This window comes from Rhodanobacter glycinis, from assembly GCF_900114325.1.
Lineage (GTDB): Bacteria > Pseudomonadota > Gammaproteobacteria > Xanthomonadales > Rhodanobacteraceae > Rhodanobacter_A > Rhodanobacter_A glycinis.
In genome coordinates this window covers 1-22,420 of record NZ_FOSR01000018.1, presented here as the reverse complement: position 1 = coordinate 22,420, position 22,420 = coordinate 1, and the positions used below count along the sequence as shown (strand labels likewise).

The window sequence follows — 22,420 nt, the reverse complement described above, 5'->3', positions numbered from 1 at the left end:
CAAAGCTTGGGCGACAAAAATGGCGCGCATCTCGCAGGTCAGCCGGACGATCCGGTTGGCCCGACGGTCTTTCCCCAGCCGTCCCAAGGATGCCCATGAAGCCCACGTCCCCCGGCTTGCATGCTTACCTGTTTTCCAGGCGCGCCTGGCCGTGGTTCGCCGCGCTCGCGCTGTTGCTGCCGCCGATGTTCCTGCTGCAGCCTGTTCCCATCGACGAAACGCGCTATCTCGCGGTGGCGTGGAACATGCACGTCAGCGGGCAATGGCTGGTGCCGTGGCTGGATGGCGCGCCGTACCCCGACAAGGCGCCCATGCTGTTCTGGCTGATCAACCTGATCTGGTCGGTGACCGGGGTGCACGCCTGGGCGGCGCGGCTGCTGGAAGGGTTGATGGCCTTGGCCACGCTGCCCCTGCTGGCGGCGGTGGAGCAGCGGCTGGGCATGGATCGACCGGCTCGCGAAGCGTCGATGTGGTTATGGCTGGGCTGTGCCGCGGTAGCCATCTATGCCGACGTGGTGATGTTCGACATGCTGCTGACGTTGTGCACGCTGGCGGCGTGGCGGGCGATCCCGGCGCTTGCCGAACGGCGCTGGGTCGGTGGGACGCTGGCGCTCGCGTTGGCGCTGGGCGCGGGCATCCTGGTGAAAGGGCCGGTCGCCCTGCTGGTGGGCGGCGTGCCCGCGCTGCTCGCGCCGTGGTGGTTGCCGTCGGCGCGTGCGCGGCCGTTGGCGTTCTACCTGCGACTGGTGGCTGGCCTGGTCATCGCTGTCGCCGTGGCGTTGGCATGGGCGCTGCCCGCGGCGCATGCCGGCGGCACGCAGTACGAGGATGCGATCTTCCTGCATCAGACCTTTGGCCGCGTGGCGCACAGTTTCGCCCACGCCCGGCCGTGGTGGTGGTATCTGCCGGTATTGCCGTTGATGTTGCTGCCATGGGTGGTGAGCCTCGGCCGTGGCGCGTCGCCAGCGCCGCCGGCGGGAGCGACGGCGGAACGGAACCGAGTGGCGAATCGTTTCGTGCTGGCGGCCTTTGTTCCCGACTTTGTCGCCTTCAGCCTGATCAGCGGCAAGCAGCCGCATTACCTGCTGCCGTTGCTGCCGGCGCTGATCATGGCGGCCGGCATGCGGGTGGGGGCGAATCGCTGGCGCGTGGTGGGCTGGCGCGTGGGCCTTACCCTCGTGGCCATCGGGGTCGCCGTGGCAGCGGGCCTGGGTTGGCTGGAACATCCGCCCTCCCGTGTCGGAGCGACTCTTTGCGGCGGGCTGGTCGTGCTGGTGGGTTTGTTTTATCTGCTGCGGGGCCGGCGCGCGCTGGCACCTTCCATGGCCGCGCTGGGCATGCTGGCGGCGTTGATGCTGTGCAAGCTGGCCTTCGTGTTCAGCATCGGTCCCCGCTACGACATGCGTTCGGTCGCGTTGCGGCTGGCCGCGGCACAGCGCGAAGGCACGCCGCTGCTGTATGCCGGGACGCCCTATGGCTTGTTCACGTTCGCGGGTCGGTTGACGAGGCCGATTCAGGAAAGCACCGACCCGGCCGCCATCATGGCGTGGGCGCGTGCGCATCCGGATGGATGGGTCGTCAGCGGGGATTCCGGCTATCGGTTCGCGGCCGCGCCGTTTTATCGGCAGCCTTATCTCGACCACAGCCTGAGTATCTGGCATGCCGGCCAGCTCACGTCGCCGTGACTGTGGCCGGCGCTGCCGGCACGGGCCACGGGTTCAATTCAGGGTGCGCGCTTGAGTGCCAGCACCGCGTTGAGTCCGCCAAAGGCGAACGAGTTGCTGAGTACCGCGCGCACCGGCATCTCGCGCGCGGTGTTCGGCACGTAATCCAGATCGCAGGCCGGGTCGGGCTGGTCCAGGTTGGCGGTGGGCGGTACCACGCCGTCGCGCAGGGCGCCGATGGCGGCGACCAGTTCCAGCGCGCCGGAAGCGCCCAGCGCGTGGCCGTGCATGGACTTGGTCGAGGACACCGCGAGGCGGTCGGCATGTGCGCCGAAGGCGAGCCGAATGGCGCGGGTTTCGGTGGCGTCGTTGGCTTGCGTGCCGGTGCCGTGGGCGTTGATGTAGTCGACGTCCTGCGGTGCCAGCCCGGCTTCGTCCATGGCCTGGCGCATCGCCATGGCGGCGCCTTCGGGATTCGGCATCACGATGTCCGAGGCGTCCGCGCTCATGCCGGTGCCGGCCAGTTCGGCGAGGATATTTGCACCGCGTGCCTGCGCGTGCTCCAGCGATTCCAGCACGAAGATGCCGGCGCCTTCGCCCAGCACCAGGCCGCGGCGGTTGGCGCTGAACGGGCGGCAGGTGTCGTCGGACAGCACGCGCATGGCTTCCCACGCACGCAGCGCGCCGTAGCTGAGGCAGGCCTCGGTGCCGCCGGTGATGGCCGCATCGACCATGCCGAAGCGGATCATCTGCGCGGCCTGGATGATGGCGTGGTTGGCCGAGGCGCAGGCGCTGGCCACCGCGTAGGTGGGGCCGCGCAAGCCGTGGGCGATGCTGATCTGGCTGGCCGAGGCGTTGGTCATCAGCCGCACGATGGTCAGCGGATGGGTGCGGCTGGCGTTGTCCACGTAGAGCCGGCGGCTCTGCTCGTCCTGCGTGGTTTCGCCGCCCACGCCGGTGCCGACCACCACGCCGGTGCGCAGGCCGAGGCCGTCGCGGCTGAAGTCGATGCCGGAATGCGTGATCGCCTCGCGCGCGGCGTGCAGGGCGAATTCCGAGGTGCGATCGAGCTGCGGCAGGATGCGTTCGTCGATGTTTGCGGCGGGGTCGAAGCTTTCCGGCACCTGCGCGGCGACCTTCACGCGCAGGCGTTCGCTGTCCGCGTGGCGCAGCGGGCGAATGCCGCTGCGGCCTTCGCGCAGGCCTTGCCACAATGCCTCGGCGCCGACGCCCAGTGGGCTGATCGCGCCCATGCCGGTGATCACCACGCGGCGCGTGGTTACGGTAGCCATCAGGACTGGCCTGCGCCTGCAGCCTTCTCGTCCAGCGCCTTCTGCACCGCGTCGACCAGGCTTTGCGCGGTGTCGCTGTCGAAGTTGGCGCCCTGCTGCTCGGGGAAGTTGATGTCGAAATGTTCCTCGATGTCGAAGATCAGTTCGATCGCGTCAAGCGAAGCGATGCCCAGGTCCTTGAGCGTGGATTCGGGCTTGATCGTCGAAATGTCGATCTTGGCCTGCTTGGCGATGATCTCGAAAACTTGCTGCTGGATCGTGGGGGCCATGACGGAACCCTTGGTGGCGGGCGACAATGATGCACCATCCCCAGTCTAGACGGCACCGCTTACTCATGCCTTTCGTCGCACAACTCGAACCGGAGGCCATGCTGCGGGCGTTCATGGCGCAGCCACCCGATGGTTTCGCCGTGGAGTGCACGGTGCAGGGCACGCCGTCCTTCGTGGCCCCGTTCGACCTGCTGACCACGGCAGACGACGCCTTCCGGCGTCGGGTCGAGGGCTTGCCGCTGTACCGGCATTGGCAGCGCCTGCTGCGCTGGCGCACGCGTTTCGTCGGCACCACCGTGTCCGAGTACGCGCTGCTGCCGGGCGATGTCGAACCGGCGGCGCTGGCGCAAGGGCTGAAAGCCGCCTACGGGCGTGAATGCAAGCTGCTGATCGTGAAGGACATCGCCGGCGACTCACCGCTGCTGGACGAGGCCGGCAACCGCTACGTGCATGCCTTTGCCGAGGCCTGCGAGCGTGAAGGCTACGTGCTGCTGGAAGGGCAGGCGCTGGCGTGGGTGCCGATCGATTTCGACTCGGACGACGCCTACCTGGCGCGCCTGTCGCGCAGCCGACGCAAGAACATCAGGCGCAAGCTGCGTTCGCGCGACGACCTGCAGATCGAGACGCTGCACACCGGCGACGCCTGCTTCCACGACGACACCGTGCTGGCCGAGTTCCACGCACTGTTCGAGAACGTGTACGCGCAAAGCGAGATCCACTTCGATCATCTCACCGCCGGCTACTTCCGGCAGATTTTCCAGGATGCGCATAGTGGCAGCGTGGTGTTCGTCTATCGCCATCAGGGCCAGATGATCGGCTGGAACCTCTGCTACGAATGCGACGGCAAGCTGATCGACAAATACATCGGCCTGGCGTATCCCGCGGCACGCGAGCACAACCTTTATTTCGTGAGCTGGATGCACAACCTCGGCCATGCGCGCGAACGCGGACTGACCCACTACGTGGCCGGCTGGACCGACCCCGAGGTGAAGTCGTTCCTGGGCGCCAGCATGACCTTCACCCGGCACGCCGTGTACGCGCGCAACCCGCTGTTGCGCTGGCTGCTGCGGCGACTGGGCGGCCATTTCGAAAGCGACCGCGCCTGGCTGGCGACGGCGGAGTCCGACGATGAGTGAGCACGACCTGCGCCCGGTGGTACTGGATATCGACCACTCCATCGGTGATCTGCCCGACAGCGTGGTCGTGCCTTTGGCCGAGTGGCAGGAATCCCTGCGCTTCGGCTGTTCGCTGGCGACCATGCGCCGTTTTCGCGCCACGCTGGATGCGCAGTTGCCGGCGCGCCACGGCACCGTGTTCATGGGCAGCGGCGACTTCCACCACCTTACCTGGCCGCTGCTGGCGCGGATGCGCCCCGACGCGCCGATCCAGGTTGTTGTGCTGGACAACCATCCCGACAACATGCGCTTCCCGTTCGGCGTGCATTGCGGCTCGTGGGTGCGCCGGGTGGCGGCGCTGCCGTTCGTCGCGCACGTGCACGTGCTCGGCATCACCTCGGCCGACATCGGCGCGGGCCACGCGTGGGAGAACTACCTGACGCCGCTGCTGCGCGGCAAGCTCACCTACTGGAGCATGGGCGTGAATACCGGCTGGTCACGGCGGCTCGGCGTATCGCGCTGCTTCCGTGGCTTCGACACCCCTGAAGCGCTGGTCGACGCCTTCGTCGAAAGCCAACGCACGCAAACCCTGCGTACCTACCTGTCGATCGACAAGGACGTGTTTTCCGCCGAAGTCGCGCAAACCAACTGGGACCAGGGCCGCCTGCTGCTGCCGCATGCGCTGGCGCTGATCAACGGCCTGCGCCACACGCTGGTCGGCAGCGACGTCAACGGTGAGGTCTCGCATTACCAATACCGCAGTTGGTGGAAGCGCAAACTCTCCGCGATGGACGAGCAGCCGCAAATCGATCCGGCGCAACTCGCCGGCTGGCAGGCGCAACAGCATGCGTTGAATCTGGAGTTGCTGGGGGCGTTGGCGGCCCGTTCGGGTTGAACGAGTGGGGTTGCCCTCAATGTTTTCTAGCATGAGGCATGGCCGGCCATAACGTTTACGACCGACAGTTGTGCCACGATGCTCTCGCTCATCAGAATCTGCTTTCCGTTGGGCTTGCTGTGGTGGCCTAGTTCGACACACGTGTCGCGGCCTATGCGATTGGAGAAGTGGACAGTTCCTTGTAACCACCCGTATCTTCTACAGAGAAGCACGGAAGGGGGGAGTCGATGTTGCTGGCGCTGCTTACTGAAGAAAGGATTCAAGATCTGCTTGCAATGCCCAAATCAGTCGTTAACAAGGGAGCCCGCGAGATCAAAGACGGCAAATCGTATCGGCTGGAGTATCGGGCGGTTGCTCGCGAGGCGGACGAAGAGTTTGTTGTCTTTGTGCGTCGCCATGTCGACATGGAAGACAACTTCACGGCTGGGCTTCGCTGGATGCCGAAAAGTGGTGAGCCTGTGATTTTGATGCGTTGTAATGGGGGAAGTCACCCCCACACAAATCAGCTAGAGAAGACAGGTTTCCCGGTAGGTCGCTGTCATGTTCATGTGGCTACGGAGCGTTACATTGCTGCCGGCAAGAACGCTGAGCACTATGCCGAAATCACTAGCGATTTCCAGACGCACAATGGGGCGCTGCATACGCTCTGCCGCATGTGCAACATACTTAATCTCGATACGGGGCCCGACGAGCCAGATCTATTCCGCAAATGAACACAGAGCTACTAAAGAAAACCATATGCTCGTCGCTGTGCGCGGACGTAGAGCTCGTGCTGCGCGCTGACGGCTACCTATTCGTAACTACTCCGTTTACGTTTGACGACGGAGATCACTATTCCATGTTCCTTAAGCCTGGTCCGAGTGGGGTGCGTGTCACCGACCGTGGTACGACCATGATGCACCTTAGTTATGCCAACGATCTCAAAAAATTTAAAGATGGAACTAGAGGTGCGCTATTGCAGCAGATTGTTCAGAGTTCTGGATTCCAGGAGGAGGATGGCGAGTTCTTCATTGATGTTCCGGGAGAAGAGCTTGGGTCTGCGATAGTTCGGTTTGGCCAGGGACTAACGCGGATACACGATCTCACTTTCTTGAATCGTGTGCGTGTGCAAAGCACGTTCTATGAGGACTTGAAGGACGAGGTAGATGCAATCGTTGGGGCCGACCAAGTCAAGGAAACCTTCTTTGTTCCCAATGTCCCTCAGAGAGAGAGCTACCCGGTAGACCTCTACATTCCAGGAGAGCGTGGACCGCTCTTTATCTTCGGCGTACCTGATCAAGGCAAGGCAAGGCTCGCAACCATCATCATCCAATACCTCCGACATCACCTGCAGGGGCATTCTGAGTTTGCCCGCTTCAAATCGATGGTTGTATTTCAAGACCAGTCAACTATTCCTCATCTCGACCGGTCCCGCCTGCTCAATGCAGCGTCATCCGTGGTCGACACCCTTCAGGCGCGAGATGAAATGCGATTCAAAATTGACGAAGCTCTCCATTGAAGCACTACGCTAAGTAGCGCTCTCAGTAGTTGCGCTTCGAGTGGCCACAGCGGTTGCGAGTTCTGATTTGGCATTGACCCACGAAGCCTGCGCTTTATCTATTCCAGACAGCAGCCAGCACGCGGCAAATCGCCTCGAAATCATCATCGCCCAGCCACGAGCTGTTGCTGATGCTGAGGCTGCGTGCGGCGAAGTCGCGGGCGTTTGGTACGTCGCAGGCGGGCACGATGCCCTTGAGATAGCCGTAGTCGGGTAGCGCGTGGATGAACAGGCGGCTGACACCGAGGCCGGCTTGCCATAGTTGTTCCAGTGCTTCGTCGCGATGGCGTTGGTCGGGGAGCAGCAGCAGGAAGAACGGCCAGTTGCCGTGGGCGTTACCGCTGTCGTCGAGCACGCGGATGCCGGGAATCTCGCGCAGTCGCGGCAGGCGGCGTTGCGCTTGCGCGGCGCAGTGTTCGAGGAAGGCGGGCAGGCGCACGGCGGCGTGTGTGCCGACGGCCTGGCGCCAGCGGCCCACGGGGTGCAGCGGCAGCGGCAGTTCGAAATCGTCGCCGACGGCGGCGACCGGATCGCCACGTCGCAGCGCGCGGCGTAGTGGATTGCCGTAGGCCAGGCGCAGGCCGTGTGGGCGGTACAGTGCGGCGTAGCCCAGCAGCTCGATGCTGCGGCGCAGTTCCCAGTGTGCGCTGGGCAGTGCGATGCGCGCGGCGGTGCGTTGCAGTTGTTCGCGCAGTGCGGGATCGCGCGCCGCCAGCAGGCCGCCTTCGTAGATCGACAAGCCCTTGCCCGCGGCAAGACTGAAAAATCCGATGTCGCCGGCCAGGCCCACGCTGGTGTCGCCGTGTCGCGCGCCGACGGCTTGCGCGGCATCTTCGATGACATACGCGCCGACGTTGTTGGCGACGGCCAGCGCGTCGTCGACATCGGCCACGCGTCCGCCCAGGTGGGTGGGCACGATGGCCAGCGTGCGTTCGTCGCAGGCGGCACGCAGGGCCTGCGGGTCCATGTCGAAATGATCGGGGCGCAGATCGCACGGCACCAGTTCCAGCCCGGCGCTGTGCACGGCCAGCGCCACCAGCGGGCAGGTGAACGCCGGAACCACCACGCGTCGCCGACGCGGCTGCTGTTCGTGCAGGGTGACCAGCGAAATCAGCAGGGCGGCGGTGCCGGAGCAGGTCAATTGCAGCGGTGGCGTGTGCAACAGCCGGGCAAGATCGCTCGCCAGCGACGGCCGGCCCGGGCGCAGGTCGGCCAGGGTCAGCGGCAGGCCGGCGGTCGGGGGCAATTCGTGTCGGCGGCGGGGAAGCATGGGCGCAGGATGGGCCTAGGAGCGTGAGCGGTAGAAACCAAGGGGGCGAGGCAAAGCGATGTTGAGGCAGGTTTTTCGATCATTTGAGGAAGATAGCCGTAGCTATCTGACGAAAAGGAGCGGAAAAGCTGGCCAACAGCGCGAAGCCGCAGCCCCTTGCGTTTCTACCGCTCACGCTCCTAGCTATCGGCCCGTGTCGAATCATCCGTGAGTTCGGCGACATGCTCGCGGCTCTCGGCAAAACCGAGGCAGACGATGCCGGCGATGATCGCCACGGCGCCCAGCACGTGCGCCAGCGTCAGCGGTTCATTGAACAGCCACACCGACAGCAGCATCACCGACACCAGTTCCAGGTGCGAGGCGGCGAAAGCCGGGCCGATCGGCGCGTGCTTGAGCAGGGTCATCCAGGTGAAGAAGGCGCCGACGTAACCGATCACCGCGCCGTAGATCCACGGCTTGCCGAACAGGCGCAGCAGCCACGCGGCGTTGGCTTGCACCGGCAGCGCATGCATGCCGGCGTACTTGAAGCTGATCGCGCCGATCGAGTCGAAGCCCATCAGCAGCAGGAAGCCGATCAGGTAGAACCAGCCGCGCTTCATCCGCCCACTCCCACGATCACCACGCCCAGCGTCACCAGCAGGATGCCGGCCACGCGCAGGGAGGTGAGCTTTTCGCCGAACAGCACGCGACCGGCCACCATCACCGCTACGATGTTGATCGAGCCGAGCAGGATCGCCTGCGACAGCGGCAGCAACGACAGGAAGGCGATCCACGCCAGGAATTCCAGCACGTAGCAGGCAATGCCGGTCCACAACCATGGGCGACTGGCCATGTGCAGCCAGCGGGCGAAGCCGTCGCCTGCCGCGGGATCGCTGGCGGCGGCCTTGAATGCCAGCTGGCCGGTGGTGTCGAGGATCACGTTGACCAGCCACAGCCCGGCGACCAGGGCGGTGATGGAGCCTCCGGTCGGCATGTTCAGGCCGCGACGCGCTGAAGGGGGACGCCTTCGGCCACACGATCGAAGAACGCAGCCGAGCGATCGACCAGCAGGCGCCGCTGCTTGTCGATGGTGATCATGTGGTAGCTGTCGTCCAGCAACAGCAGCTCGGTCGGGGCGCTGACCGAACGCTGCACCAGTTCCGCGTTGCGGGTGCTGGCGACGTCGTCTTCGCTGGCATGGGCGATCAGGCAGGGGGCCGTCACCTGCGGCAGCTGGCGGCGCACTTCGGCGGCCAGGCCGTACATTTCCGCCAGCGAATGCCACGGGTTGCCCGGCAGGCCGGCAGCGGCGCTGTCGCCACCGAGCATGGCGCTGCTGATCTGCGCACGCAGGCGTTCGTCGCGGATGCCGTAGGGCGGCTGTTCCATGAAGCTGCGGTTGCGGCCGATGCCCAGCCGTTTCAGCAGCGGCAACAGGAACGACAGCCGCGCGATGCGCGGGATGCTCCAGCCGTCGTAGCGGAAGGTGGCACCGTACACGCCCACGCCGGCGATCTGCGCGGGGCGGTCGGCGGCCAGCTTCAGTGCCAGCAGCGCGCCCATCGACAGCCCGCCCACGAACAGGTGATCGACCTTCTCGCGCAAGGCGTCTGCGGCTTTTTCCACGCTGGCGTACCAGTCGTGCCAGTTGGTGGCGAGCAGATCGTCGACATCGCCGCAATGGCCGGCCAGCTGCATGCCGTGCACGGTGTAGCCGGCGCGGTTCAGGCCCTTGCCGAGCAAGCGCATTTCCATCGGCGTGCCGGTGAGGCCGTGGATCAGCAGGATGCCGCTGCGGCCACCCTCGAAGAAAAAGTCGGTTTGCTGGATCACGCGCGATACCTGAGAAGAGCGCGAACGACCGCCGTCACGGCGTGGTTCGGGAGGCTGGCAGTGTCGCAGCCTGCGGTTTCTCCGAGCTTTCGACGGCGTGGCTTTCGACGGCCTGACTTTCGACGGCCTGACTGCCAGCCGAACCGGGCAGGAAATGCACGACCACGCGCTGGCCGATGCGCAACTGCTCGGGATGCTCGAAGGCCAGCACGCATTCCACGGTACGCGTGTTGGCACGGATCTGCGGATCGCTTTCCAGCGGATCGGGACCATAGACCTGGCCCACGCGCAGTACGCGCGCCTCCCAGTGCCCGTTGCCGCTGCCGTCATCGTCGGCCACCTCGGCGCGCATGCCGGCGTGCACCACGCCGACGAAGCTCTCGTTGAGCTCGGCGCGCACGATGCGCGGCTTGTTCGGCAGCAGGGTGAACAGCGGGCCGGCCTCGGGGCTCACGCTGGCACCCGGCTGCGCAATCACGCGGATCACCTGGGCGTCGAGCGGGGCGCGCAGGCTGTCCTGCTGCAGTGCGTAGTTCGCTTCGGCCAGTTTCTGGTGGGCCATGGCCACGGCGGCCTGCGCCGCGGTGGCTTGCGCGCCGAGCTGGCTGCTCGCTTCGCGGGCGTCGTCGGCGCTCTGGCCGTCGCCGGCACCGGCCGCGGCGGCCGCGACCAGACGCTGTGCGCGCAGCTTGGCCGAGGCCTGCTTGATCGTGAGCAGTTCGAGTTGGGCCTGCGCCTGCTTCAATTGCGCCTTCGCCGCGTCCACGCCCAATTGCGCCGCGCGACTGTCGAGGCTGGCGAGCAGTTGTCCGCGTTTCACCTGTTCGCCTTCGTGCACGGCGACGCTGGCGAGGGTGCCGGCGCGCGCCATCGACAGCTTCAGCAGGCCGCCTTCGATGTCGATGCGGCCGCGTGCCACGGCGACATAACTCGCCTGCGTGGCGGTGGCGGGTGGCGGCGCGTCGGCCTGCTTCGAACAGGCGCCCAGCAACGTGGTGACCAGCAAGAGGCCGCCGATGCCGAACAGGGCTGGACGGTGCCGGGTCCAGGTCGGAGCAGGTGCAATCGACTTCATGATGAGATCTCGGGTGAAGCCACGTGGGTGGCGTCGCGGCGGCGGTCGCTGAGAATGCGGCCATCTTCCATGGCCAGCACGCGATCGGCGTGCGCGACCAGGCGCGGGTCATGGCTGACGCACAACACGGTGGCGCCGTGGGTGCGGGCGATGGTGTGCAGGATGCCGATGATGGTCTGGCCGTTGGCGGCGTCCAGTGCGCTGGTCGGTTCGTCGGCGAACAGCAGCTCGGGTTCCTTGGCCAGCGCGCGGGCAATCGCCACGCGTTGTTTTTCGCCGCCGGACAGTTCGGCCGGGCGCAGGTGCATGCGTGGGCCCAGGCCCACTTCTTCCAGCGATGCCGCGGCGCGGCGGCGGGTCTCGGTGCGGTCGAGGCCGAGGTAGCCCAGCGGCAGTTCCACCTGTTCCAGTGCGTTCAGCGCCGGGAACAGGTTGAAACCCTGGAACACGAAGCCGGTGTGCTGCAGGCGGAAGTGCTCGGTCTGGCGCCGGTTGAGTCCGCTCAGCGCCATGCCCAGCGCGTGCACGCTGCCGGTATCCGGCGATTGCAATCCGCTGAGGATCGACAGCAAGGTGCTCTTGCCGCAACCGGAAGGTCCGGAAATCAGGGTGAGCTCGCCGGCATGCACTTCCAGCGAGAGATCCTGCAGCACCGGGCTGCGCAGCCTGCCGGACACGAATGCCTTGCTCACGCCGCGAGCCTGCAGCGTGATGTTCGGCGATGGAGCGATGACGTCGGGCATGCTCATCGCAGCAGGCTCGCCGGATCGGCGCGGCGCAGGCTGCGCATGGCGGCGAGGCCCGAGACGATGGCCAGGCCCATGCCCAGCAGCAGGCAGACCACCGCAGTGATCGGGTCCAGGGTCACCGGTACGTCATGGCTGCGCGCCAGCAGCAGCAGCAGGACGCCGAGCACGATGCTGCCGAGCAGGCCGATCGCGCCGACCCAGAACGCCTGCTCCATCACCACCTTGCGCAGCGATCCCACGCCCACGCCCAGCGCATTGAGCGTGGCGTACTCGCGGATCGAGCCGATCACGGCGGCCATCAGGGTCTGGCTGGTGATCACCGCGCCGACCAGGAACACGATGCCGGCCAGGAACAGCACGCCGGCGCCGGCGCCGGTGTCGAGGATCCAGTACATCTGCGAACGGCGCGCGAAATCATCCGCGGTCCATACCGTGTAGGGGCCGAACGTGGATGCGCCGCGCAAGCGTTCCGCCACGCTTGCGGCCATGGCCGGGTCGCGCAGCTTGGCCACGTAGAAGGTCATCCGGTCGGTGTCTTCGGGGTCGCCGTCGAGCATGCGCGCGGTATCCAGCGAGGTCATCACGTTGACCCCGCCCAGCGCCCGCAGGCCATGGCTGATGCCGACCACGTGCACGCGCTGGCCGTTGATGACCCCGGTGCCGCCAAGCTTGACGCCGAGGCTGGAAAGGTCGGCCTGGTCGACGATCACCGCGCCCGGCTCCTTCAGGCGTGCGCGCAGCTCCGGCGACAGGGCTTGCGAGAACATCAGTCCGTCCGGGTTCGGATCGATGCCGCAGATGAACACGGGGACGCCGCCAGTTCCCTGGGTGCCGCGCCAGTTGCCGTCGACCCAGTCGAACGGTTCGACGCGGCTCACGGCCGGATCCATGCGCAGGTGCATCGCCACGTCGCGGTTGATCGGCTGGCCCAGGCTCACGCTTTGCGTGCCGGGATAACCGGCCCAGATGTCGGCCGAGGATTTGGTGATGTAGACGCTGGCGCTGCCGAAGATGCCCAGCACCAGCGCCGCCTGCAGCAGTTGCAGCAGGCCGGCGAAACCCACCGCGAGGATGGCCGGCAGGAAGCGCCGCCATTCGTGGATCAGCGTCTTGCGTGCAAGCGCGACCATCAGGGCGTTCCCTGCACCGATGGCATGGCCGGTTGGGGCGCGGCCGCGTCGTGGTCGGCAGCGGCGCCAGTCGGCTGGTCGGCCTTCGGCAACGGTGCGCCGCCAAGCGCCTTGTACAGGGCCACGTAGGCCAGGTCGCGGGCAGTACGGGCGGAGACCAGTTCCGCCTGGGCCTGGCGTTGTTCGATCAGACTGTCCTGCACTTGCAGCGTGCTGCCCAGGCCCAGTTGCTTGCGCTTGCGCACCGCGGCCGTGCGCGAATCGAGCGCCTGCACGGCACGCTTCGTGGCCGCTTCGCGCAGATGCAGCTGGTGCAGGTCGCCGAGATCGGTTTCCACTTCGGCCACGCCTTGCAGTACGGCTTGTCGATAAGCCAGCACGGCGGCGCGCAGTTCATGGTCCTTGGCATGCGCCCGGGCGACCCGCTGGCCCCAGTCGAACAGCGGCACGTTGATGACCGGGCCGAGCGAGAAGATGCCTTCACCGGTGCGCGCACGATGATTGCGCGCGATGTTGACCGACCATTGCAGCGAGGTGCCGATGCCCAGGTGCGGATAGATGTCGGCGTGGCTGATGCCGGCCTCGCCCGCGGCGCGCAGCACGTCGGCTTCGGCGCGGGCGATTTGCGGCTGGGTGCGCAGCAGGTCGGCCGGCACGCTGGTCAGCTGCCAGTGGCCCAATTCGGGCTGGACGCCGCCCGGCTGCAGCCATTGCGGATCGGGCTCGTTCTGGCCGAGCAGCACGGCCAGCTGCTGCGCGTTGGCGTTGATGGCCTGTTGCGGTCCGGTCAAGGCGGCCTCGGCGCGCGCGACGTCGGCAGTGGCCGCGGCCACATCGTCGGGCGACACGAGTTTCAGCTGTTCGCGTACCTTCAGCAGGCGCAATTTCTCGCGGCGGGCCTGGCAGGCGTCATCCAGCAGTTGTGCCTGCCGCTGGGCCGAGCGCAACTCGATCCAGCGCCGCGCTACCTCGGCCACCAGCGAGACGCGCGCGCCGTGCAGGTCGGCATCGGCCGCGTCGAGGTTGCCCTTGGCGATCCGTCCGCTGTTTTGCCAGGCACCGAACAACGGCAGCTCCCATAGCGCGTCGAAGCCGACGATGAAATACGAGGCCGTGGTGTCGGGGTTGATGACGTCGTTGGTGTCTGCGTTCAGCTTGGGCAGATAGTCATCGTGTGAATGCCGGTTCAGCAGGCGCGCGGCACGCACGCGTTCGGCGGCTTGGGCGAGATCCAGGTTGCCTTGCAGCGCACGATCGACCAGCGCGTTCAGCTGCGGGTCGTGGAAGGCGTGCCACCAGTCGTGCAGGTCGGCGGCCGGGGCCGCCACCGGTGAGGCTTGGGCGTTGCGCCATGCGCTGGGTACCGGCGGCTTCAGGTCCGGCAGTGCCGCGGCGCTGCAGCCGACCAGGGCCACCGCAAGCAAGGCGGGCAACAGGCGCAGCGAGGTTGCCATCCGCCGGTAGGGGCGCAGGATCAGCGAAAAGCGCGGGGCAGGTGCGGGCAAGGCGGGGTTTCTCGGCACGCGGGAGCCATAAGCATAACCGGTAGAGGCTTACGATTCGCTTCATCGCGAGACGTTGCGGAAAGGGGACCGAAAGGCATGCGCCGTTAAGGTGGCGCCCTCTGATACCGGAGCGGTCCTACGTGAGCGGTTGGAACATCCTTTGCGATTTTGACGGCACCATCTCGGTCGAGGACGTGATCGACTCGTTGCTGGACCGTTTCGGCCGTCCCGGCTGGGAAGCGCTGGAGCGCGACTGGCGCGCCGGCCGCATCGGCTCGCGCGAGTGCATGAGCGGCCAGGTCGAACTGCTGCAAATGACCCGCGCCGAGCTGGACGAGCACCTGCGCACGCTGTGGATCGACCACGCCTTCCCGGGTTTCGTGGCCAAGGCGCGCGAGCTGAACGTGCCGATCCGCATCGTCAGCGACGGCCTCGATCATGCGATCCACCAAATCCTCGGCCGTTACGGTCTGGATGACCTGCCGCTGGCCGCGAACCATCTTGCTCCCGCAACGCCGCCGAAGCAGTGGCAGCTGACCTCGCCGTTCCAGGCCGAAGGCTGCCGCAGCGGCACCTGCAAGTGCGCCTGCGTGGCGCAGGCCCGCAGCACCGGCGCCAGGACCTTGCTGATCGGCGACGGCGCCTCGGATTTCTGCGCGGCCGATCACGTCGACTTCGTGTTCGCCAAGCATCGCCTGATCGAACACTGCCGCGCCGCCGGCATTCCCTACATGCCGATCACCGGCTTCGAGGACGCGCTGGAATTCCTGCCGCGCCTGGTCGACGGTACGCTGGCGCACCACGCGCGCTATCACGAGGCAGCGGCGGCCTGAGCGGTCGCTGCATCTCCCGTAACACTCTCCACCACCGTTCCCCCGGACCCATACCATGAACATCGACAAGAACGCCGTCGGTTTCATCGACGACGCGCAACTGCTCGCCGACGAGGCCAAGTACAGCTCCTTCGGCGACACCGTGCATTACGTGGACCCGCCGAAGATCTTTCGCCACGGCGAAGGCAGCTACATGTTCGACACCGCGGGCACGCCGTTCCTCGACCTGCAGATGTGGTACTCGGCGGTCAATTTCGGCTACGGCAACAAGCGCCTGAATGACGCGCTGAAGAAGCAGATCGACGTGCTGCCGCAGGTGGCCAGCCAGTACCTGCACCAGACCCGCATCGAGCTGGCCAAGACCATCGCGCTGGACGCGAAGAAGAAGTTCGGCCTGGACGGTCGCGTGCACTTCAACGTGGGCGGCGCGCAGGCGATCGAGGATTCGCTGAAGATCGTGCGCAACGCCAGCAACGGCAAGAGCCTGATGTTCGCCTTCGAGGGCGGCTACCACGGCCGCACGCTGGGCGCTTCGTCGATCACGTCGAGCTACCGCTACCGCCGCCGCTTCGGCCACTTCGGCGAGCGCGCAATGTTCCTGCCGTTCCCGTACCCGTTCCGTCGTCCGAAGGGCATGAGCGCCGAGGAATACTCCGACAGCTGCGTGAACCAGTTCGCGCGCCTGTTCGAGACCGAATACAACGGCGTGTGGGACCCGAAGACCAACCAGTGCGAATACGCCGCGTTCTACGTCGAGCCGATCCAGGGCACCGGCGGCTACGTGATCCCGCCGCCGGGCTTCTTCCAGGGCCTGAAGAAGGTGCTGGACAAGTACGGCATCCTGATGGTGTCCGACGAAATCCAGATGGGCTTCTGGCGCACCGGCAAGCTGTGGTCGATCGAGAACTTCGGCGTGACGCCGGACATCGTGGTGTTCGGCAAGGCATTGACCAACGGCCTGAACCCGCTGTCCGGCCTGTGGGCGCGCGAAGAGCTGATCAACCCGACCGTGTTCCCGCCGGGCTCCACCCACAGCACGTTCAATTCCAACCCGCTGGGCACCTCGCTGGGTCTGGAAGTGATCAAGATGGGTTACGAACTGGACTACGAGACCACCGTGCCGAAGAAGGGCGCGCATTTCCTCGAAGGCCTGCGCGACCTGCAGAAGCGGCACAAGGAAATCGGCGACGTCGATGGCCTGGGCCTGGCGCTGCGCGCCGAGATCTGCACCGACGACGGCTTCACGCCGAACAAGGCACTGCTGGACACGATGGTCGACATCGGCCTGGCCGGCGACCTGGAGCACAACGGCAAGAAGATCGGCCTCGTGCTCGACGTGGGTGGCTGGTACAAGAACGTGATCACGCTGGCGCCCTCGCTGGACATCACGCACGAGGAGATCGACCTGGCCATCGCGCTGCTCGATCAGCTCCTCACCAAGGCCAAGAAGCAGTCCGCCTGATCATGGCGTCCGGGCGCCCGTGCGCCCGGACGCTTTCACTTTAAGTGTTCGAATTTCCCATGCAGGGGAAGCTGGCACGTACGGCGATGCCGGGGGCTTGTCATGAGCTCCGGGCGTCGCCGTTTTTTTATGTGGCGGGAAAGCGCACTTCCACCCGGAATCCGCCGGCGTCGCCGGAGCGGTAGCGCACGCTGCCGTGATGGCGCTCGGCGATGCGCTGCACGATGGCCAGTCCCAGGCCGCTGCCTTCGGCCTTGCATCCGGGAACCCGGAAAAAGCGTTCGCCCAGCCGGGCCAGCCATTCGTCCGGCACGCCGGGACCGTTGTCTTCCACGCCCAGGCAGATGTTCGCGTCCTCGCGCGCCAGCGTGATGGTCATGCTGGCGCCGCGTCCCGCGTAGCGCAGGCCGTTGTCGATCAGGTTGTCCAGCAATTCCTGCAAGGTATGGCTGTCCGCCTCGATCCACTGCGGTTCCGCGGGACCGTCGTAGCCAAGGTCGATGCCGGCCGCCAGCGCCTCGTGCACGCGTCGGCGGACCAGGTCGGGAATCAGTTCCGCCAGGTCCAGCCGGGTGGAGGCGGCGGCATCCGGTTCGGTCGATTGCGCGCGGGTCAGCGCCAGCAGCTGGCTGGAAGTGCGGTTGGCGCGTTCGATGAGTTGCCGGATGTGCTGCAGCGAGTCGCTCACGGTGGCAGGATCGGGATGGGCCTGGGCCCGCTCGGCGTGGACGCGCAAGCCGGCCAGCGGCGTGCGCAGTTGATGCGCGGCATCGGCGATGAAGCGCTCCTGCAGCGCCAGCATGTTGCGCAGGCGCGCGAACAATTCGTCGATGGTGCGGGTCAGCGGCAGGATTTCCACCGGCACGCCGGTTTCACCGATGGGCGACAAGTCGTGTTCGCGCAGGGCCAGGCGGGCAGACAGCGGATCGAGCTGGCGCAGGCCGGTGCGCACGCCAAACCAGACCAGCAGGAACACCGCGAGGATCAGCACCGCCTGCGCCGGAATGCTCAGCAGCAGGATCTGCCGGGCCACCAGGTGGCGATCGCGCAATGTCTCGGCCACGGTGACGGTGAGGATGTCGCCGGGATCGCGTGTGTTGGGCATCGTGACGCTGGCGGCGCGCAACGAACGATGGCCGAGGTGCACATCGTAGAGCCGGGGCGCATCGCTGAGCCGGCCCAGGCCGGCAGGCGGTTGCAGGGTATTGTTGCCGGCGAGCAGGCCGTGCCGGGCGCTGCGTACGCTGAAATAGCTGTAGTAGTTGTGGCCGCCAGGATCGTATTCGAGCAGGAAGCGGGCCTGCGGCGAGATGCGACCGTCCGGGTCCTGGGTGGCGAGCATCTGCTGCAGCGTGAGAGCGTCGCTGGTGAGGCTGTCGTCGTGGACCCGATTGGAATAGATCAGCGCGCCGGCATAGGTGATCAGGCTGTTGAACACCAGCAGCAGCATCAACGGCACCAGCAGGATGATCAGCAGGCGTTGGCGCAGGCTGTGCCGGCTTTCGGGCAGCAACAGCCGGTACAGCCACGGTTGCAGCTGCAGCATGCGCCGGCGGGTCATGCGCCTTCGACCTCCTCGAGCAGGTAGCCCAGGCCGCGGATGGTGCGCACCTGGGTGCCGGAGTCGGCCAGTTTCCGGCGCAGTCGATAAAGGGCGATGTCCAGTCCGTTGTCGGTGAGCTCCTCATCCCAGCTGCACAGGGCTTCGGTCAGCTGCGCGCGGCTGGTCACGCGATCGGGGCGTGCGGCCAGCGCCTCAAGCAGGCCGAACTCGCGCGCGGTGAGTTCCAGCGGCGTGTCGCCGACCCAGGCGCGATGTCCCGGCAAGTCCATGCGCAATCGGCCCAGGGTCAGTTCCGGCGCGCCTTGCGCAGCATAGCGACGCAGCAGGGCACGCACGCGGGCCTCGAATTCGGCCAGCGCGAAGGGCTTCACCAGATAGTCGTCGGCGCCCAGGTCGAGCACGCGCACGCGCTCGCGCAGGCCTTCGCGGGCAGTGATCACGAGGATGGGCAGGGTGCTTCCGCGCTTGCGTACGCGCTCCAGCACCTCGCTGCCGTCGAGCGCGGGCAGGCCGAGGTCGAGGATCAGCAGATCGTAAGGCGTTCCCCGCAACGCCTCGTCGGCACTTTTCCCGTCGGCGACATGGTCGACGGCATGCCCGCTCTGGCGCAGCGTGGCACTGATGCCAGCGGCGATGGCGGGGTCATCCTCGGCAATCAGAAGGCGCATGGATGGACAACTTTCTTGGTGGGCCCACCAGGACTCGAACCTGGAACCAAAGGATTCGCGTATTCCGAAGGTTTCCCTCCGGCGCGGACTATCTCTTCGCCCTCCGTTCGCGTGAACGGGTGGGGCGCGGGACGCTCTAGCCTGTGATCAAGGACACTGAAGTCCCCAGGTAGTCTCTGCACCTTCCGTCGGTGTACCGACGGCTTGGCTCAGGGTCGCCACCGGCCGTGCCGCTGAGGTTTCCCTGAATTCATCCCGATCCCGTTCGCGGATTACGCCGCGGCGGCACCTTTTCGATGAGTCCTCTGCTCTAACCATTGAGCTATAGGCCCTTGCTGCACATGGTAGCCGTAGTGTTGCCGGACCGCCACGCTTGCGCGTGGGGTTCTTCGCGTCTCGTTGGGTGCCGTGCCCAAAAGCCGAAGCCCCGCATGAGCGGGGCTTCGGGTGTGCGTGATGGCGAGTGCGATCAATCCACGTCGAGGAACGAGCGCAACTGTTCCGAGCGGCTCGGATGACGCAGCTTGCGCAGGGCCTTGGCTTCGATCTGGCGGATGCGCTCGCGGGTGACGTCGAACTGCTTGCCGACTTCTTCCAGCGTGTGGTCGGTGTTCATGTCGATGCCGAAGCGCATGCGCAGCACCTTCGCTTCGCGCGGGGTCAGGCCGCCGAGCACGTCGCGCACGGTTTCCATCAGGCCGGTCTCGGTGGCCGACTCGACCGGCGAGCTGGCGTTGCCGTCCTCGATGAAGTCGCCCAGGTGGGAATCCTCGTCGTCGCCGATCGGGGTTTCCATGGAGATCGGCTCCTTGGCGATCTTCAGCACCTTGCGGATCTTGTCCTCGGGCATCTCCATTTCCTTGGCCAGCTCCTCCGGCGTGGCCTCGCGGCCGAACTGCTGCAGCATCTGGCGGGAAATGCGGTTTAGCTTGTTGATCGTCTCGATCATGTGCACCGGGATGCGGATGGTGCGTGCCTGGTCGGCGATCGAGCGGGTGATCGCCTGGCGGATCCACCACGTTGCGTAGGTCGAGAACTTGTAGCCGCGGCGGTACTCGAACTTGTCGACCGCCTTCATCAGGCCGATGTTGCCTTCCTGGATCAGGTCGAGGAACTGCAGGCCGCGGTTGGTGTACTTCTTGGCGATGGAGATCACCAGGCGCAGGTTGGCCTCGACCATTTCCTTCTTGGCGCGGCGGGCCTTGGCCTCGCCCACGCTCATGGCGCGGTTGATGTCCTTGATGTCGACCAGCGGCAGGAACAGCTTGCGCTCGATGGCGGCCAGCTTTTCCTGCTCGGCGTCGATCGCCTCGCGGTGGTTCTTGATGTTGGGCGACCACTTCTGGCGCTTGCGGCCGAGTTCGGCCGCCCACTCGAGGTTGCCCTCGTTGCTGGGGAAGGTCTTGATGAACTCGCCCTTGGGCATCTTCACCTGCTTGATGAAGATGTCCATCAGCACGCGCTCGTGGTGGCGGATGTTGCCCACCACTTCGCGCAGCTTGCGCACGAAACCGTCGATCAGCGCGCTCGGCAGCTTGAGCTTGAGGAACTCCTCGGCCATCTGGTCGCGCAGCTTGACGATTTTCTTGTCGGTGATGTCGGCGGCCTTGGGTGCCGCCTTCTGGAACTTGGCGTAGTAGTCGCGCAGCAGCTCGAAGCGGCGCTTCACCTCTTCCGGATCGGGACCGGTGGGGCCGGCTTCTTCCTCGTCGCCGGTGTCGTCGTCATCGCTGTCCTCGTCGCCGTCGGATTCCTCGTCGGTGCCGTTCTCGGCAGCCTCGGCGGCGGCGGCTTCCTTTTCCTTGCGGGCGAGGTCGGCGGCTTCTTCCAGATCGAGGAAGCCGGCCAGAATCTCGCTGAGGCGGCGCTTGCCGTCCAGGTGCTGGTCGTATTCCTCCAGCAGCAGCTCGATGGTCAGCGGGAAGCTGGCCAGCGCGGTCTGCACCTGGCCAAGGCCTTCCTCGATGCGCTTGGCGATGGCGATTTCGCCTTCGCGGGTCAGCAGCTCGACCGTACCCATCTCGCGCATGTACATGCGCACGGGGTCGGTGGTGCGGCCCACTTCGGCGTCCACGGCGGACAGCAGGGCAACGGCTTCCTCGGCGGCGGCCTCGTCGTCACCGCTGTTGCCGGGCGCGGCGCCATCGGAGATGGTGTCGTTGTCGGGGGCGGCGTCATGGACCTCGATGCCGACGCCCTTGAGCACCGCCATGATGTCTTCGATCTGCTCCGGATCGACGATGTCGTCGGGCAGGTGATCGTTGATCTCGGCGTAGGTCAGGTAGCCCTGTTCCAGGCCCTTGGAAATGAGCGCCTTGATTTCGGACTGTTGTTCGGGTGCTTTGTTGTTCATACCTACCGCCGCGGATGCAGGAACCGATCAGTATAGCGATGTGATGCTTTTTTGACCAGTTTTCAAGGTGAAAAATGTTTGAGTACGACACGCAAGAATCGCGCCAGATAGGCGTTTGCAGATGACTGTGGCGTTGCGCAGGGCATCGGGATTCAGCTGGCCTCCAGCCAGAAGGTGACCGGGCCGTCGTTGACCAGATGCACCTGCATATGGGCACCGAAGCGGCCGATTTCCACCCCGGGATGCGCCGCGCGCGCCAGTTCCACCAGTCGTTCGAACCAGTGCCGGCCCTGTTCGGGTGGAGCCGCAGTGGTGAAGCTGGGGCGACGGCCGGAGCGGGTGTCGGCGGCCAGGGTGAACTGGCTGACCAGCAGCAGGCCGCCGCCGGTATCGGTCAGCGAGCGATTCATCTTGCCGGCCGCGTCGGCGAATACGCGATAGCCCAGCATGCGTTCGAGCAGTCGCCGGGCCTGCGCCTCGCCGTCGTCCGGCTGCACCGCCACCAGCGCCAGCAAGCCGGGGCCGATCGCGCCGACGGTTTCGTCGTCGACGTCGACATGGGCAGTGCTGACGCGCTGGATCAGGGCGATCATGAAGGGCCGCGGGCCAAGGACGCCCCAGCATAGCGATTGCCGCCGGCGAGGCAAGCCCGGGCCGGGGGCAAGGGCAACAGGCACGGTTCGGGCTTATGGATCGGGCCTCTGGATAGCGCGTGATTCCGTTCGCCCTGAGCGTAGCGCAGCGAAGTCGAAGGGGCCGCAGGTGATTGCCCTTCGACTCCGGCCCTACGGGCCTACGCTCAGGGTGAACGGAGAGGTGTCGGCTGAACTTTGTCGCCAAGGAAGGTCTGATTCATCGTTTTTTGTTCGTCATTCCTGCGGAGGCACACTGCTGTCCGGAATAAATTCGCTAGTCCCCGACTCGTTCAGTCTCATGTCGAGCGGACTCATGCGAACAGCCCGGGTTGCCACGGTTCGCCGGGGTGGACGGTCTTTCGTCGCCGGTCGCGTCTACGTCCCGGCACCGCGCTGACCGGGCGTTGGAACAAGCCGGCGCGGAGCTCGGCAAGAAAGAGCCACAGCGTGGTGGCCGAGGTGCTGGCGCGATGGGCCAGCGCCACCAGCAGATAGGCCACCAGGGCGGTGAGGATCTGGATCTTCACCGCTCTCTCGCTGCGACCGAGGAAGCGCCGTAACCGCAGGTGTTGCTTGATCCACTTGAAGAAGA

General features: G+C 66.0%; 21 protein-coding genes and 1 pseudogene. 7 read left to right on the top strand and 15 right to left on the bottom strand.

All coding sequences use genetic code 11. The annotated features are described in order from the left end of the window. Nucleotides 1-95 precede the first annotated feature (95 nt). Nucleotides 96-1,685 carry an ArnT family glycosyltransferase gene (locus tag BMY90_RS15130; protein WP_092705058.1) on the top strand — a complete coding sequence of 530 codons (1,590 nt, stop codon included), beginning with the start codon at nt 96-98 and terminating at the stop codon, nt 1,683-1,685. Between the two features lie 38 nt (nt 1,686-1,723). On the opposite strand, the gene BMY90_RS15125 is transcribed toward BMY90_RS15130, so the two are convergent. Then, a complete protein-coding gene (locus BMY90_RS15125; RefSeq protein WP_092705057.1) occupies nt 1,724-2,956 on the bottom strand; it encodes a beta-ketoacyl-[acyl-carrier-protein] synthase family protein in 1,233 nt (410 codons plus the stop codon). Then, complete coding sequence (locus tag BMY90_RS15120) at nt 2,956-3,225, bottom strand: acyl carrier protein (RefSeq protein ID WP_092705056.1); 270 nt, start codon at nt 3,223-3,225, stop codon at nt 2,956-2,958. Before BMY90_RS15120 ends, BMY90_RS15125 begins: the two co-directional genes overlap by 1 nt. A 65-nt stretch (nt 3,226-3,290) precedes the next feature. On the opposite strand from BMY90_RS15120, the gene BMY90_RS15115 reads away from it, so the two are divergent. The 4 genes from BMY90_RS15115 (at nt 3,291) to BMY90_RS15100 (ending at nt 6,733) form a co-directional block, all read left to right on the top strand. After that, nucleotides 3,291-4,361: a GNAT family N-acetyltransferase gene (locus tag BMY90_RS15115; protein ID WP_092705055.1), complete on the top strand. Its 1,071-nt coding sequence runs from the start codon at nt 3,291-3,293 to the stop codon at nt 4,359-4,361. Beyond that, on the top strand, nt 4,354-5,235 hold the full coding sequence (locus tag BMY90_RS15110) for a hypothetical protein (protein WP_092705054.1): 882 nt from the start codon (nt 4,354-4,356) through the stop codon (nt 5,233-5,235). The genes BMY90_RS15115 and BMY90_RS15110 overlap by 8 nt, the downstream gene beginning before the upstream one ends. 227 nt (nt 5,236-5,462) lie before the next feature. After that, nucleotides 5,463-5,948, top strand: a complete 486-nt coding sequence (locus tag BMY90_RS15105) for a DUF6978 family protein (protein WP_092705053.1) — start codon at nt 5,463-5,465, stop codon at nt 5,946-5,948. Continuing rightward, nucleotides 5,945-6,733: a DUF1828 domain-containing protein gene (locus BMY90_RS15100; protein WP_092705052.1), complete on the top strand. Its 789-nt coding sequence runs from the start codon at nt 5,945-5,947 to the stop codon at nt 6,731-6,733. Before BMY90_RS15105 ends, BMY90_RS15100 begins: the two co-directional genes overlap by 4 nt. Nucleotides 6,734-6,827: 94 nt before the next feature. On the opposite strand, the gene BMY90_RS15095 is transcribed toward BMY90_RS15100, so the two are convergent. From BMY90_RS15095 to BMY90_RS15060, 8 genes are all read right to left on the bottom strand, one after another. Next, on the bottom strand, nt 6,828-8,042 hold the full coding sequence (locus BMY90_RS15095) for a DegT/DnrJ/EryC1/StrS family aminotransferase (protein ID WP_092705051.1): 1,215 nt from the start codon (nt 8,040-8,042) through the stop codon (nt 6,828-6,830). A gap of 179 nt (nt 8,043-8,221) precedes the next feature. Then, a complete protein-coding gene (locus tag BMY90_RS15090) occupies nt 8,222-8,641 on the bottom strand; it encodes a DMT family transporter (protein WP_092705050.1) in 420 nt (139 codons plus the stop codon). Continuing rightward, nucleotides 8,638-9,015: an EamA family transporter gene (locus BMY90_RS15085; protein ID WP_008210923.1), complete on the bottom strand. Its 378-nt coding sequence runs from the start codon at nt 9,013-9,015 to the stop codon at nt 8,638-8,640. Before BMY90_RS15085 ends, BMY90_RS15090 begins: the two co-directional genes overlap by 4 nt. Nucleotides 9,016-9,017: 2 nt before the next feature. Next, nucleotides 9,018-9,854, bottom strand: coding sequence for an alpha/beta hydrolase (locus tag BMY90_RS15080; RefSeq protein WP_092705049.1), 837 nt, complete (start codon nt 9,852-9,854; stop codon nt 9,018-9,020). A 34-nt stretch (nt 9,855-9,888) separates the two neighbouring features. Further along, nucleotides 9,889-10,929, bottom strand: a complete 1,041-nt coding sequence (locus BMY90_RS15075) for an efflux RND transporter periplasmic adaptor subunit (protein WP_092705048.1) — start codon at nt 10,927-10,929, stop codon at nt 9,889-9,891. Next, nucleotides 10,926-11,678, bottom strand: a complete 753-nt coding sequence (locus BMY90_RS15070) for an ABC transporter ATP-binding protein (protein ID WP_092705047.1) — start codon at nt 11,676-11,678, stop codon at nt 10,926-10,928. Before BMY90_RS15070 ends, BMY90_RS15075 begins: the two co-directional genes overlap by 4 nt. Next, entirely contained in the window at nt 11,675-12,808 is a 1,134-nt protein-coding gene (locus BMY90_RS15065; protein WP_008209138.1) for an ABC transporter permease, read from the bottom strand. Before BMY90_RS15065 ends, BMY90_RS15070 begins: the two co-directional genes overlap by 4 nt. Next, nucleotides 12,808-14,313, bottom strand: coding sequence for an efflux transporter outer membrane subunit (locus BMY90_RS15060; protein WP_245735056.1), 1,506 nt, complete (start codon nt 14,311-14,313; stop codon nt 12,808-12,810). The genes BMY90_RS15065 and BMY90_RS15060 overlap by 1 nt, the downstream gene beginning before the upstream one ends. A gap of 140 nt (nt 14,314-14,453) precedes the next feature. On the opposite strand from BMY90_RS15060, the gene BMY90_RS15055 reads away from it, so the two are divergent. After that, nucleotides 14,454-15,146 carry an MtnX-like HAD-IB family phosphatase gene (locus tag BMY90_RS15055; protein ID WP_092705045.1) on the top strand — a complete coding sequence of 231 codons (693 nt, stop codon included), beginning with the start codon at nt 14,454-14,456 and terminating at the stop codon, nt 15,144-15,146. Between the two features lie 55 nt (nt 15,147-15,201). Continuing rightward, on the top strand, nt 15,202-16,608 hold the full coding sequence (locus BMY90_RS15050; RefSeq protein ID WP_092705044.1) for an aspartate aminotransferase family protein: 1,407 nt from the start codon (nt 15,202-15,204) through the stop codon (nt 16,606-16,608). A gap of 127 nt (nt 16,609-16,735) precedes the next feature. On the opposite strand, the gene BMY90_RS15045 is transcribed toward BMY90_RS15050, so the two are convergent. The 5 genes and pseudogenes from BMY90_RS15045 to BMY90_RS17600 all read right to left on the bottom strand — a co-directional run. After that, complete coding sequence (locus BMY90_RS15045; protein ID WP_175481589.1) at nt 16,736-18,169, bottom strand: sensor histidine kinase; 1,434 nt, start codon at nt 18,167-18,169, stop codon at nt 16,736-16,738. Continuing rightward, nucleotides 18,166-18,840 (bottom strand): response regulator, encoded by a 675-nt coding sequence (locus BMY90_RS15040; protein WP_092705042.1) that lies wholly within the window; start codon nt 18,838-18,840, stop codon nt 18,166-18,168. Before BMY90_RS15040 ends, BMY90_RS15045 begins: the two co-directional genes overlap by 4 nt. A gap of 469 nt (nt 18,841-19,309) precedes the next feature. Further along, entirely contained in the window at nt 19,310-21,193 is a 1,884-nt protein-coding gene (gene rpoD, locus BMY90_RS15035) for an RNA polymerase sigma factor RpoD (RefSeq protein ID WP_092705041.1), read from the bottom strand. A 152-nt stretch (nt 21,194-21,345) separates the two neighbouring features. After that, the gene (gene dtd / locus BMY90_RS15030) at nt 21,346-21,786 is read right to left on the bottom strand and encodes a D-aminoacyl-tRNA deacylase (RefSeq protein ID WP_092705040.1); all 441 of its coding nucleotides are present in this window, start codon (nt 21,784-21,786) and stop codon (nt 21,346-21,348) included. Between the two features lie 353 nt (nt 21,787-22,139). Beyond that, nucleotides 22,140-22,420, bottom strand: a pseudogene (locus BMY90_RS17600) (IS4 family transposase); the annotation flags it as partial.

Coding starts and splice junctions, on each gene's coding strand:
- BMY90_RS15110 (WP_092705054.1), top strand. CDS start 4,354: ATGAGTGAGCACGACCTGCGCCCGGTGGTACTGGATATCGACCACTCC.
- BMY90_RS15065 (WP_008209138.1), bottom strand. CDS start 12,808: ATGGTCGCGCTTGCACGCAAGACGCTGATCCACGAATGGCGGCGCTTC.
- BMY90_RS15120 (WP_092705056.1), bottom strand. CDS start 3,225: ATGGCCCCCACGATCCAGCAGCAAGTTTTCGAGATCATCGCCAAGCAG.
- BMY90_RS15045 (WP_175481589.1), bottom strand. CDS start 18,169: ATGACCCGCCGGCGCATGCTGCAGCTGCAACCGTGGCTGTACCGGCTG.
- BMY90_RS15125 (WP_092705057.1), bottom strand. CDS start 2,956: ATGGCTACCGTAACCACGCGCCGCGTGGTGATCACCGGCATGGGCGCG.
- BMY90_RS15040 (WP_092705042.1), bottom strand. CDS start 18,840: ATGCGCCTTCTGATTGCCGAGGATGACCCCGCCATCGCCGCTGGCATC.
- BMY90_RS15095 (WP_092705051.1), bottom strand. CDS start 8,042: ATGCTTCCCCGCCGCCGACACGAATTGCCCCCGACCGCCGGCCTGCCG.
- dtd (WP_092705040.1), bottom strand. CDS start 21,786: ATGATCGCCCTGATCCAGCGCGTCAGCACTGCCCATGTCGACGTCGAC.
- BMY90_RS15115 (WP_092705055.1), top strand. CDS start 3,291: ATGCCTTTCGTCGCACAACTCGAACCGGAGGCCATGCTGCGGGCGTTC.
- BMY90_RS15100 (WP_092705052.1), top strand. CDS start 5,945: ATGAACACAGAGCTACTAAAGAAAACCATATGCTCGTCGCTGTGCGCG.
- BMY90_RS15090 (WP_092705050.1), bottom strand. CDS start 8,641: ATGAAGCGCGGCTGGTTCTACCTGATCGGCTTCCTGCTGCTGATGGGC.
- BMY90_RS15070 (WP_092705047.1), bottom strand. CDS start 11,678: ATGAGCATGCCCGACGTCATCGCTCCATCGCCGAACATCACGCTGCAG.
- BMY90_RS15075 (WP_092705048.1), bottom strand. CDS start 10,929: ATGAAGTCGATTGCACCTGCTCCGACCTGGACCCGGCACCGTCCAGCC.
- BMY90_RS15085 (WP_008210923.1), bottom strand. CDS start 9,015: ATGCCGACCGGAGGCTCCATCACCGCCCTGGTCGCCGGGCTGTGGCTG.
- BMY90_RS15050 (WP_092705044.1), top strand. CDS start 15,202: ATGAACATCGACAAGAACGCCGTCGGTTTCATCGACGACGCGCAACTG.
- rpoD (WP_092705041.1), bottom strand. CDS start 21,193: ATGAACAACAAAGCACCCGAACAACAGTCCGAAATCAAGGCGCTCATT.
- BMY90_RS15130 (WP_092705058.1), top strand. CDS start 96: ATGAAGCCCACGTCCCCCGGCTTGCATGCTTACCTGTTTTCCAGGCGC.
- BMY90_RS15105 (WP_092705053.1), top strand. CDS start 5,463: ATGTTGCTGGCGCTGCTTACTGAAGAAAGGATTCAAGATCTGCTTGCA.